General features: G+C 72.9%; 9 protein-coding genes. 5 read left to right on the top strand and 4 right to left on the bottom strand.

Annotated features, from left to right (window positions below):
• Nucleotides 1-4 precede the first annotated feature (4 nt).
• From meaB to ACWCP2_RS16400, 4 genes are all read right to left on the bottom strand, one after another.
• Nucleotides 5-991, bottom strand: a complete 987-nt coding sequence (meaB, locus tag ACWCP2_RS16415; protein WP_450909261.1) for a methylmalonyl Co-A mutase-associated GTPase MeaB — start codon at nt 989-991, stop codon at nt 5-7.
• Nucleotides 992-999: 8 nt separating this feature from the next.
• Nucleotides 1,000-3,195: a methylmalonyl-CoA mutase gene (scpA, locus tag ACWCP2_RS16410; RefSeq protein WP_450909260.1), complete on the bottom strand. Its 2,196-nt coding sequence runs from the start codon at nt 3,193-3,195 to the stop codon at nt 1,000-1,002.
• Nucleotides 3,192-5,048: a methylmalonyl-CoA mutase family protein gene (locus ACWCP2_RS16405; protein WP_450909259.1), complete on the bottom strand. Its 1,857-nt coding sequence runs from the start codon at nt 5,046-5,048 to the stop codon at nt 3,192-3,194. Before ACWCP2_RS16405 ends, scpA begins: the two co-directional genes overlap by 4 nt.
• Nucleotides 5,049-5,110: 62 nt before the next feature.
• Nucleotides 5,111-6,295: an ROK family protein gene (locus tag ACWCP2_RS16400; RefSeq protein ID WP_450909258.1), complete on the bottom strand. Its 1,185-nt coding sequence runs from the start codon at nt 6,293-6,295 to the stop codon at nt 5,111-5,113.
• Nucleotides 6,296-7,191: 896 nt separating this feature from the next.
• Here ACWCP2_RS16400 and ACWCP2_RS16395 point away from each other — a divergent pair.
• The 5 genes from ACWCP2_RS16395 to ACWCP2_RS16375 all read left to right on the top strand — a co-directional run bounded on the left by ACWCP2_RS16395 (nt 7,192) and on the right by ACWCP2_RS16375 (nt 11,752).
• Nucleotides 7,192-8,145: a TauD/TfdA dioxygenase family protein gene (locus tag ACWCP2_RS16395; RefSeq protein WP_450909257.1), complete on the top strand. Its 954-nt coding sequence runs from the start codon at nt 7,192-7,194 to the stop codon at nt 8,143-8,145.
• A 136-nt stretch (nt 8,146-8,281) separates the two neighbouring features.
• The gene (ssuE, locus tag ACWCP2_RS16390; protein WP_450909256.1) at nt 8,282-8,839 is read left to right on the top strand and encodes an NADPH-dependent FMN reductase; all 558 of its coding nucleotides are present in this window, start codon (nt 8,282-8,284) and stop codon (nt 8,837-8,839) included.
• Between the two features lie 92 nt (nt 8,840-8,931).
• Entirely contained in the window at nt 8,932-9,966 is a 1,035-nt protein-coding gene (locus ACWCP2_RS16385; protein ID WP_450909255.1) for an ABC transporter substrate-binding protein, read from the top strand.
• An 8-nt stretch (nt 9,967-9,974) separates the two neighbouring features.
• Nucleotides 9,975-10,811, top strand: coding sequence for an ABC transporter ATP-binding protein (locus ACWCP2_RS16380; RefSeq protein WP_450909254.1), 837 nt, complete (start codon nt 9,975-9,977; stop codon nt 10,809-10,811).
• Nucleotides 10,808-11,752 carry an ABC transporter permease gene (locus ACWCP2_RS16375; protein WP_450909253.1) on the top strand — a complete coding sequence of 315 codons (945 nt, stop codon included), beginning with the start codon at nt 10,808-10,810 and terminating at the stop codon, nt 11,750-11,752. The genes ACWCP2_RS16380 and ACWCP2_RS16375 overlap by 4 nt, the downstream gene beginning before the upstream one ends.
• Nucleotides 11,753-12,118 lie beyond the last annotated feature (366 nt).

Genomic DNA, 12,118 nt, shown 5'->3' with positions numbered 1-12,118 from the left:
TCCCTCAGGAGTCCGTGAACGCCGACAGCAGGCGGTCCGCCGCCAGGGTGGGGGTCAGGGTGCCCGCCCGGACCTCCGATTCCAGGGCCGGGGCCAGGTCCCGTACCGCCGGGTTCGAGCGGAGGCGTTCCAGGAGTTCCTCGCGGACCATCGACCAGGTCCACTCCACCTGCTGGGCCGCGCGCTTCGACGCCAGGCGGCCGCCCGCCTCCAGGAGCCGGCGGTGCTGTTCCAGGCGGTTCCAGACCTCCTCCAGGCCCGTGGACTCCCGGGCGCTGCACGTCAGGACCGGCGGGGTCCACGCGGCGTCGGCCGGGTGCATCAGGCGCAGCGCGCTCGACAGTTCGCGCGCCGCGGACTTCGCGTCGCGCTCGTGCGGGCCGTCCGCCTTGTTGACGGCGAGGACGTCGGCCAGTTCCAGGACGCCCTTCTTGATGCCCTGGAGGCCGTCGCCCGTGCGGGCGAGGGAGAGCAGGAGGAAGGAGTCGACCATGCCGGCGACCGTGGTCTCCGACTGGCCCACGCCCACCGTCTCGACGAGGACCACGTCGTAGCCCGCCGCCTCCATCACGATGATCGACTCCCGGGTGGCCTTCGCCACCCCGCCGAGCGTCCCCGCCGAGGGGGACGGCCGGACGAAGGCCGCGGGATCCACGGAGAGCCGTTCCATGCGGGTCTTGTCGCCCAGGATGGAGCCGCCCGTCCGGGTGGAGGACGGGTCGACGGCCAAGACCGCCACCCGGTGGCCCAGACCCGTCAGCATCGTGCCGAAGGCGTCGATGAAAGTGGACTTCCCCACGCCCGGGACCCCGCTGATGCCGATCCGGCGCGCCCGCCCCGCGTGGGGCAGGAGCTCCGTCAACAGGCTCTGGGCGAGGGCCCGGTGCGCGGGCAGGGTGGACTCCACGAGGGTGATCGCGCGCGCGATGAACGCGCGCTTCCCGTCGAGCACGCCCTTCGTGTAGGCGGTGATGTCGATCCTGGGCGGCACGGCGGCGCCTACAGCTCGTGGCCCAGGTCCGCGGCGAGCCGCGTCACCAGGTCGTGCGCCGCGTCCGGGATGACCGTGCCGGGCGGGAACACCGCCGTCGCGCCCATCTCGAGGAGCGTGGGGACGTCCGCCGGCGGGATGACCCCGCCGACCACGATCATGATGTCCTCGCGGCCCTCCTCGGCGAGGGCCTCCCGCAGCGCCGGTACGAGGGTCAGGTGTCCGGCGGCCAGCGAGGAGACCCCGACCACGTGGACGTCCGCCTCGACGGCCTGCCGGGCGACCTCCTCCGGGGTCTGGAACAGCGGGCCGACGTCGACGTCGAAGCCGAGGTCGGCGAAGGCGGTGGCGATCACCTTCTGGCCGCGGTCGTGCCCGTCCTGGCCCATCTTGCAGACCAGGATGCGCGGCCGGCGGCCCTCCGCCTCCTCGAACCGGTCGACGAGCGCGCGGGTGCGCTCCAGGGACGGGGACTCGCCTGCTTCGGTGCGGTACACACCGGAGATCGTACGGATCTGGCTCGCGTGGCGCCCGTACACCTTCTCCAGGGCGTCCGAGATCTCGCCGACCGTGGCCTTCGCGCGCGCCGCGTCCACCGCCAGGGCGAGGAGGTTGCCCTCCCCGCGCTCGGCCGCGTTCGTCAGCGCCCGCAGGGTGTCCTGGGTGACCGCCTCGTCCCGCTCCGCCCTCAGCCGCCGCAGCTTCTCGATCTGCTGGGTGCGCACGGAGGAGTTGTCGACCTTGAGGACGTCGATCTGCTCGTCGGTCTCGACCCGGTACTTGTTGACGCCGATCACCGGCTGGCGTCCCGAGTCGATACGGGCCTGCGTGCGGGCCGCCGCCTCCTCCACGCGGAGCTTGGGGATACCCGCGTCGATGGCCTGCGCCATGCCGCCGGCCGCCTCGACCTCCTGGATGTGCTGCCAGGCGCGCCGGGCGAGGTCGTACGTCAGCTTCTCCACGTACGCGCTGCCGCCCCAGGGGTCGATGGAGCGGCAGGTGCCCGACTCCTGCTGGAGCAGGAGCTGGGTGTTGCGGGCGATGCGCGCCGAGAAGTCGGTGGGCAGGGCGAGGGCCTCGTCCAGCGCGTTGGTGTGCAGCGACTGGGTGTGGCCCTGGGTGGCCGCCATCGCCTCGATGCAGGTGCGGGTGACGTTGTTGAAGACGTCCTGCGCCGTGAGGGACCAGCCCGAGGTCTGCGAATGGGTGCGCAGGGAAAGGGACTTGGCGTTCTTCGGGTCGAACTGCTTGACCAGCTTCGCCCACAGGAGGCGGGCCGCGCGCAGCTTGGCCACCTCCATGAAGAAGTTCATGCCGATCGCCCAGAAGAACGACAGGCGCGGCGCGAAGGCGTCCACGTCCAGGCCGACCGCCTGGCCCGCCCGCAGGTACTCCACGCCGTCGGCCAGGGTGTACGCCAGCTCCAGGTCGGCCGTGGCCCCGGCCTCCTGGATGTGGTAGCCGGAGATCGAGATGGAGTTGTAGCGGGGCATCTTCTGCGAGGTGAAGGCGAAGATGTCGGAGATGATCCGCATCGAGGGCTTCGGCGGATAGATGTAGGTGTTGCGGACCATGAACTCTTTGAGGATGTCGTTCTGGATGGTCCCGGCGAGCTTGTCGGGGGAGACTCCCTGCTCCTCCGCCGCCACGATGTAGAGGGCGAGGACCGGCAGCACCGCGCCGTTCATCGTCATCGACACCGTCATCCTGTCCAGCGGGATGCCGTCGAAGAGCTGGCGCATGTCGTAGATCGAGTCGATGGCCACGCCCGCCATGCCGACGTCGCCCGTCACGCGCGGGTGGTCGCTGTCGTACCCGCGGTGCGTGGGCAGGTCGAAGGCGATCGACAGGCCCTTCTGGCCGGAGGCGAGGTTCCGCCGGTAGAAGGCGTTGGACTCCTCGGCCGTGGAGAAACCCGCGTACTGCCGGATCGTCCAGGGCTGGTTGACGTACATCGTCGGGTACGGGCCGCGCAGGTACGGGGCCACACCCGGATAGGTGTGGAGGAAGTCCAGACCCTCCAGATCGCGGCCCGTGTACAGGGGCTGTACGCCGATCCCCTCGGGGGTCTCCCACAGGAGCTCGGCGGCTCCCGAGCCGGTGGACTCCTTCAGCGCGGTGCGCCACTGGTCCTCGGACCCGGCGGCCGGGGCCCCGCCGTCCAGCGGGAGTTCGGAGAAATCGGGGATGCGGGGGGTGCTCACTGCGCGACTCCCATCCGGTCGAGTACGGAGGACAGCACGGCGACCGCGTCGCAGCCGGCGAAGACGTACTCGTCCACGGCCGCCGCGGCGGTGCCGGGCCTGCCCGCGAGGAACACGGTCGTCGCGCCCGCCGAGCGCAGGGCCGCGGCCACCGCCTCGGCCTGCTCCTCGTACAGCGCGTCGCTGGAGCACAGCACGGCCATGCCGTCGGCGCCGCTCGCCGCGTAGGCCGCGGCCGCCGTCTGCGGGGTCACCGACACCGGGTCGTGGACCGGGGTGATGCCGCCCGCCTGGAACAGGTTCGAGGCGAAGGTGGCGCGGGCGGTGTGCGCGGCCGCCGGGCCCAGGGCCGCCAGGAACACGGTGGGCCGGGCCCCCGTCGCCTCCAGGTGTACGTCGCTGCGCGCGCGCAGGGCCTCGTACGCATCGTCCCGCCGCACGCGCGGCAGTCCGCCGGTGAGCGGGGCCGGCGCGGGATCCCGTACGACCGGCTTCTCGGAGAGGTGCGGGAACTCGCTGACTCCGGTGATGGGTTCGCGGCGCGTGGCCAGCTTCTTCGAGCGCGCGGCCCAGGTGGCGGCGAGGCGCTCGGCGACCAGCCCGGAGCGGAGGGCGGCGGCCTGGCCGCCCGCCTTTTCGAGGGTCTGGAAGAACTCCCAGGCGGAGTGCGCCAGTTCATCGGTGAGCTGCTCGACGTAGTACGAGCCGCCCGCCGGGTCGATCACGCGGGCCAGGTGGGACTCCTCCAGCAGGATCGTGGAGGTGTTGCGGGAGATGCGGCGCGCGAACGCGTCGGGCAGGCCGAGTTCCTGGTCGAACGGGAGCACGGTGACCGCGTCGGCGCCGCCCACGCCCGCCGCCATGCAGGCGACGGTGGTGCGCAGCATGTTCACCCACGGGTCGCGGCGGGTCATCATCACCGGGGAGGTCACGGCGTGCTGGCGCTGGGCGCCGGCCCCCGGAGCCCCGCAGGCCCCGGCGACCCGGGCCCACAGACGGCGGGCGGCGCGCAGCTTGGCGATGGTGAGGAACTGGTCGGCGGTGGCGGCGTAGCGGAACTCCAGCTCGCCGAGGGCCGCTTCGGTGCTCAGGCCCGCCTCGGTGAGGGCGCGCAGGTAGGCGACCCCGGTGGCCAGGGACAGCCCCAGCTCCTCGGCGGCGCTGCCGCCCGCCTCGTGGTACGGCAGGGCGTCCACGGTCAGGGCGCGGACGTGGGGCCAGGCGGCCGTTTCCACGGCGAGCGCGGCGGCCTCCGCCAGGTCGAGCGCCTCACCCGTCCGGGCCTCGTGGCCCAGCGGGTCGGCGCCGAGCGAGGCGTGCGCGGCCTCGGGGGCCACGGCCCGTTCGGCGTACAGCGCGAGCAGGGCGCGGCCGGCCTCGGCGTATTGGGCGCCGGGGTCCAGGGAGACGGGCGCGAGGTCGAGGTAGACCCCCTCCAGCGCACGGCCCAGGCCGTCCGCCGGCAGGCCGGCGTCGCCGACGGCCAGCCACAGCGAGGTGGTGCCGTTCTCCAGATCGGCCAGGGCCGCGTCGTTCACCCGTACGGGGTCGGTGCCCGCGATCCGCTGGCGTACGTCCCAGCCCGAGGCGGCACTCCCCTCGGCCCGGCCGCCCCGCACGAAGGGCGCGAAACCGGGGAAACCGGTGTCGGGCACGCTTTCGGGCGCGGTGTACAGCGGGCGGGTGGTGAGCCCGTCTTCAAGCTTCGTGGACAACGCGTCTTCCGCTGCCTCGCCGGAAACTTCCTTGCCCGACTTGCGCAGTACGCCCTCTACCAGGCGCTGCCACTGCTCATGCGTCGCGTCAGGGAATTCGGCGGCCAAGGAGAGCCCGTCATCAGGCAGGACCGTCATGGCTCGAATGTTAGGGGGGTCCTTGTGAACGACCTATAACCACCGGATGTGATCTCGCCCTCTCATGTGAGTCGGGAGGGGTCACGGAAGAGCGGGTCGAGGAGGACGGTCGCGGAGGCCACCGGGAGTACGGCGGGACCCGCGTGCGGGGCGACGATCCGCCGGCCGTAGCGGTCGTGGTCGCCGGCCGCGTCGCGGATCTCGTCGAGGTAGCCGTCGTGCAGGATGCTGGCCAGCTCGGCGACCACCATGACGGCCGGGTTGAACACGTCGAGGAGCAGGGCCGCGGCCCGGCCGACGGTACGGGCGCGTTCGCGCAGCAGCCGGTCGGCGCGGGGGTCGCCGGTGGCGGCGGCGTCGACCAGCAGGTTCACCGCGTGGTCGGCGGGATCCGGGACGACGCCGCGGCGCACGGCCTCGGCGCCGAGGACCCCGTCGGAGACGGTCGCCTGGAGACAGCCCGTACGGCCGCACGCGCAGGGGGTCCGCGAACCGGGCACCGGAAGGTGTGCGACGTCCCCGGCGGCGGCTCCGGGGCCCTGGTGCACGGTGCCCTCGATGCCGAAGGCGGCGTCGACGACGTTGCCGATGAACAGGTGCAGGATGCTGGAGCGGGCTTCGGGACGGCCGAAGAGGATCTCGGCGTGGGCGACGGCGCGGGCGTGGTTGTCCACGCGGACGCGCAGGCCGAGGCGGTCGGAGAGCTCGGCGGCGAGCGGGAGCCCGTGCCAGCCGAGGGCGTCGTGGCGCACGACGGTCCCGTCGGCGGGGCGGACCCAGCCGCCGAGGGCCGCGCCGACGCCGAGCAGGGGGCGGCCGGCGGGGTGGGAGTCCCGGAGGAACCGGGCGAGCTCGGCGGCGATGCCGGCGGGGAGGGGGGAGCGGCCCGCGTGCGGGAAGGCCCGGCGGGCCAGGACGCGGCCGCGGAGGTCCACCAGGCTGAAGGTGGAGGCGGGCACACCGATGTGCAGCCCGGCGACGAGGGGGCCGCCGAGTGCACCGGTGTGCAGGTCGAGGGGGATGCGGGGGCGGCCGGGGCCGGTCGTCGCGGCCGTCGGCCCGGGCTCGTGGCGCTCGTGCAGGAGGCCGGCCCGGAGCAGGGCCGTGGTCTGCCGGGACACGGCGGCCGGGCTGAGACCGCAGAGCTTCGGGATGTCGCTGCGCGCGAGGGGGCCGTGGGCCAGGACGGCGCGGAGCACGCTGGCGGCGTTGGCGGCGGCCCGGCTGTCACCGGGGGTGGGGGGCACGGGCGGGCTCCTCCGGGGGGTGGGGTGTGGCCCCGATCATGCCGTGTCGCCCCGCCCGGCGGGAGCGGGGCCGGTCTCCCGCCGGACGCCGGGACCCCGCCGGGGCGAGCGGGGCCGGGTGCCGCCTTCCAGTACGTGGCGGGTGCGTTGCGAGGGCGTGAAATCAGGCCATGGGTTTCGGCCGTTCGGGAGGTGGCGGAAATCCGTGAAAGAGCAGGTCATGAGGGGTGTGTGGGGGAGGTCGGAGGGGGCGGCCGGCGGTGCTCCGCGGGGTTGACCGGGGGTGGGGGCGCTGGCAGTCTCCGGGACATGTCCGCGACCGAGTTCCTCGCCCCGCGGCTCCGCACCCCCGGCCTCTGTACCGCGCCGGGCGAGTGTCAGGGCCGCCGTTGTACGGCCCCGCGCTGTTCCTGAGCGTCAGTGCCCTGAGCGCCGGTGACCTGAGCGTCAGTGCCCTGAGCGCCGGGGCTCGTGAGTGCCAGTGCCTGTTCCCGCGCTCGTGCCTGTTCCCGTGCTCGTGCCGCTGACGCCGAGTCCCTGAGTCCCTGAGTCCCTGAGGCCTCGAGGCCTCGAGTCCCTGAGACCTCGCCTCGCGGAGTCCCGGTGGCCGGGCGGTCGTACCCCGTCGTCCGGGGTGTGCGCAGGGGCGGGACTTCGCGGTTCCGGCCGATCGTCTCCATGCGCCGCCCGCTCGCCCCCGTCGCCGACCGGCGGCTGCCCGCCGCACCTCGTTGCCCGCCGCATCCCGTTGCCGGCCGACCGAGCCCGGTCGTCCGCCCGCCCGTCGAACGCCGTCCCGTTCCGCTCCCTTCGTCCGTAGCCGTCTTCCCCCGGCCGGATCCCCGTCCTCGCTTCCCTTCATTTCTTCCCCTGCGGAAATAAACAAGGAGCCTCTCATGTCCACTGCCCTCCGCACCGACCTCACCGTCACCAGGATCGGTGGCCGCATAGGCGCCGAGATCGGTGGAGTCCGGCTCGGCGGCGAGCTCGAAGCCGAGGCCGTCGCCGGGATCCGGGCCGCGCTGCTCGCCCACAAGGTCGTCTTCTTCCGCGGTCAGGACCACCTCGACGAAGACGGCCACGAGGCCTTCGCCGAGCTGCTCGGCGCGCCCGTCGCCCACCCCACCGTGCCCTCCGCCGACGGGCGTTACGCGCTCGGCATCGACTCCCACCACGGAGCCCGCGCCAACCAGTGGCACACGGACGTCACCTTCGTCCCCGCCTACCCGGCCTTCTCCATCCTGCGCGCCGTCACCATCCCGCCGTACGGGGGCAACACGCTGTGGGCCAACACGGCCACCGCCTACGCCGGCCTGCCCGAGCCGCTGCGCGTCCTCGCCGACAGCCTGCGCGCCGTGCACTCCAACGAGTACGACTACGCGGCCCTGCGGCCCGATGCCCTGCCCGAGGCGCTCGCCCAGTACCGCGAGGTGTTCACCTCCACCACGTTCCTCACCGAGCACCCGGTGGTCCGGGTCCACCCCGAGACCGGCGAACGCACCCTGCTGCTCGGCAACTTCGTCCAGCGGATCAACGGTCTCACCGGCCGCGACTCGCGCCTCCTCCAGGACCTCTTCCAGGCCCACATCGAGCTCCCCGAGAACACCGTCCGCTGGCAGTGGCAGGCCGGTGACGTCGCGATCTGGGACAACCGCGCCACCCAGCACTACGGCGTCGACGACTCCGACGACCACGAGCGCACCCTGCGCCGCGTGACGGTCGACGGTGACGTCCCGGTCGGGCCCGACGGGGTCCCGTCCCGGCTGATCAGCCCGGAGAACGTCCCGGACCCGGCCTTCGGCATCGCGTCCGGAGCCTCCACCTCCACCGCCGGCGCCACCGAAGCCTGATCCGAGAGACCTCAACGGGTACCGGCCGGTGCCGCGAGGCACCGGCCGGCCCCGAACGGCCAACGCCGGCCCACCCCGGTCCGTCGTCCCACCCCACCCCACCCCATCGCCAGCCCCGTCAGCCAAGGAGCGCTCCGTGCCCAAGCTGCTCGCCCTCACCGGCAGCCCGTCCCTCCACTCCCGTACCGACGTGGTCGCCGACCACGTGCTGCGCCGCCTGCACCACGCCGGGTACGAGACGGCGCAGCTCGCCGTCCGGGACCTCCCCGCCGCCGATCTGCTCGCCGCGCGCCGCGGCGAGCCGGAGATCCGCCGGGCCCTGGAAGCCGTCGCCGAAGCCGACGGGATCGTCATCGCGACGCCCGTCTACAAGGCCTCGTACACCGGACTCCTCAAGGCCTTCCTCGATCTGCTCCCGCAGGACGGGCTCGCCGGGAAGACGGTCTTCCCGCTGGCCACTGGCGGCAGCCTCGCCCACGTCCTGACCATCGACTACGCCCTGCGTCCGGTCCTCGCCGCGCTCGGCGCCCGGCACGTCACCGCCGGCCGCTTCGTCCTGGACTCCACCGTCGAGCGCGGGGCCGGCCCGGACCGGCTGCGGCCCGAGGCGGAGCTGGACCTGTACCAGGCCGTCGACGAGTTCGCCGAGGCCCTGCGCGCCGCCCGGGCCGCCGCGCTCGCCCCCACGCACTGACCTCCGTACGGAACCACCCGCCCGACCCGTCCTACCTGCCCGACCCGCCCGACCCGCCCGACCCGCCCGATCCGGATCGACAAGGAATCGCGATGTCCGCAGCTTTCACCACCACCCGCACCTCCCGACGCCAGTTCCTCACCCTGCTCGGCATCTCGGCGGCCGCGGTGAGCTGCGGGACGGCGACCGCCACCGGCTCCCGCAGCGGCGGCCAGGTCACTTCCCTGAAGTACCAGGGAGCCGTCGGCGCGGTCACGCTCCCCGAGCTCGCCGCCGACCTCGGTTACCTCGGCGACGTGACCCTGGACTGGGTCGGCAACACCATCAGCGGCCCCCAGGACATCCAGTCCGCGGCCACCGGCCAGACCCACTTCGGCGGCGCCTTCAACGGCGCGATCGTCAAACTGGCGGCGAGCAAGGCCCAGATCCAGTCCGTGATCTCCTACTACGGCTCCGACAAGGACACGTACCTCGGCTACTACGTCCTGGAGGACAGCCCGATCCGGTCCCCCCGCGACCTGATCGGCAAGAAGGTCGGCATGAACACCCTGGGCGCGCACGCCCAGGCCCTGCTCGACATCTACCTGGAGCGCAACGGCGTGTCCAAGGCGGACTCGGCGAAGGTCGAAGCGCTCGTGGTGCCCCCCGTCAACACCGAGCAGGCGCTGCGGCAGAAGCAGATCGAGGTCGGCGTCCTCAGCGGCGTGCTCCGCGACAAGGCCCTGGCCACGGGCGGCATCCGGCCGCTGTTCAAGGACTTCGAGCTGCTCGGCCCGTTCAGCGCCGGCTCGTACGTGATGACGCGGAAGTTCATCAAGGAGAACCCGGACACCGTCCGCGCCTTCACCACCGGCGTGGCCAAGGCCATCGAATGGTCCCGCACCACCCCCCGCGAGGAGGTCATCGCGCGGATGACGGAGATCGTCAAGAAGCGCGGCCGCAACGAGGACACCTCGACGCTCAAGTACTGGCACTCCTACGGGGTCGGCGAGACCGGCGGCCGGATCGCCGACAAGGAGTTCCAGCTGTGGATCGACTGGCTGGGCGAGCGCGGGGAGATCAAGAAGGGCCAGCTCAAGGCGACCGACCTCTACACCAACGAGTTCAACGGACAAGGGAAGGGCTGACCGGCGCCATGGCGAAAATCGTGTTCGAGTCCGTGACGAAGACCTTCCCGACGAAGAGCAGGAGCAGGAGCAGGAACGGGGCCAAGGAGGAGTTCACCGCCCTCGACGGGATCGACCTGGAGATCGGGTCGGGGGAGTTCGTGGTCGTCGTGGGCCCCAGCGGCTGCGGCAAGTCCACGCTCCTGGACCTGCTCGGCGGGCTGACCCCGCCCACCTCCGGCCGCATCCTGCTCGACGGCAAGCCGGTCACCGGGCCGGGGCTCGACCGGGGCATCGTCTTCCAGCAGTACGCGCTGCTGCCGTGGCGCACCGCGCTGGGCAACATCGAGTTCGGCCTGGAGGCCACCGGTGTTCCGCGCCGCCAACGCGCGGCGAAGGCGCGGGAGTTCCTGGACCTCGTCGGACTCACCGGCTTCGAGGACCGGCATCCGCACGAACTGTCCGGCGGCATGCGCCAGCGGGTCGCCATCGCGCGCTCGCTCGCGTACGACCCGGACGTGCTGCTGATGGACGAGCCGTTCGCGGCGCTCGACGCGCAGACCCGCGAGTCCCTCCAGGACGAGCTGCGGCGGATCTGGCAGAGCACGGGCAAGACGATCGTGTTCATCACGCACGGCATCGAAGAGGCCGTCTACCTCGGGCAGCGGGTGGCCGTCATCACCTCCCGCCCCGGCCGGGTCAAGCAGGTCGTACCGGTGTCGTTCGGCGACCGGGCCACCGGCGCCACGGGTGAGGACCTGCGCTCCAGCCCGGAGTTCGCCCGCTACCGCCACGAGATCTGGACCCTGCTCCACGACGAGGTGGCCCGCGCCCAGCAACTGGAGAAGGAGGAGGTGGCCGTATGAGCACCACGGTCGAGATCAAGACGGACGCGGACGCGGAGACGGACGCGCAGACGGACGCGCAGACGGACGCGGACAGGGAGGCAGAGGCCGGACCGCCGGCGGTACGGGCCCTCGCGCCCGCGGCGCAACCGTCCCCCGCGCGGCCCCCCGGGAAACCGTTCACAGCCGCGGCCCTGCGCGCCTTGCGCGTCGTGCGGGCGGTGGCCCTGCGCTCGGCGGCGATCATCGCACTGCTGGCCCTGTGGGAGACGGCGCCGCGGCTCGGGCTGGTCGACGCGACGTTCCTGCCGCCGGTGAGCGAGGTCGCCAAGGCCTGGTGGGAGCTGCTGGGCAACGGGCAGCTCGCCGAGCACAGCAAGGCGAGCCTGGCGCGCTCCTTCGGCGGATTCGGCATCGCGGTGGCGGTCGCGGTCCCGCTCGGGCTGCTGATCGGCTGGTACCGGCCGGTGGCGGCGCTGCTCGGGCCGCTGCTGGAGGTGTTCCGCAACACGGCGGCGCTCGCGCTGCTGCCGGTGTTCGTCCTGCTGCTGGGCATCGGGGAGACCTCGAAGGTCTCGATCGTCGTGTACGCGTGCGTCTGGCCGATCCTGCTGAACACCATCAGCGCCGTGGGCAACGCCGATCCCACGCTGGTGAAACTGGCGCGCTCGATGGACCTGTCCACGCCGAAGCTGTTCCAGAAGGTGATCCTGCCCGCGTCCGTGCCGGTCATCTTCACCGGCATCCGGCTGGCGGGGGCGGTCTCCATCCTGGTCCTGGTCGCGGCCGAGATGATCGGTGCGAAGGCGGGACTCGGCTACCTGATCAACGCCTCGCAGTTCAACTTCGCGATCCCGCAGATGTACGCGGGCATCGTCACGATCTCCGCGATCGGCCTCGCCTTCAACCAGATCCTCGTCACGATCGAACGCCGCCTGAGCACGTGGCGCGTCCCGTCCTGAGCCACCACCCCGACCACCCCTGATCCCCAGGGCCCGGCCCCGAGCCCCAACCGCGACCCGGCCCCCGGATCCCCGACCCGATCTCGCCCATGGCCGGGCCCCCGGCCCACCTTCTGGCCTCCGGCCCGGGCTCCGGGTTCCGGCTGGGCTCCGGCCCCGACCTGGCCTCTGGCCGACCTTCTGGCCTCCGGCCCGGGCTCCGGGTTCCGGCTGGGCTCCGGCCCCGACCTGGCTTCTGGCCCACCTTCTGGCCTCCGGTCCGGGCTCCGGCTTCCGGCTGGGCTCCGGCCCCGACCTGGCCTCTGGCCGACCTTCTGGCCTCCGGCCCGGGCTCCGGGTTCCGGCTGGGCTCCGGCCCCGACCTGG

This window comes from Streptomyces sp. NPDC002104 (genome assembly GCF_053593795.1).
Note: the sequence above shows the minus strand (reverse complement) of the source record. Positions and strands in the feature narration are given on the sequence as shown.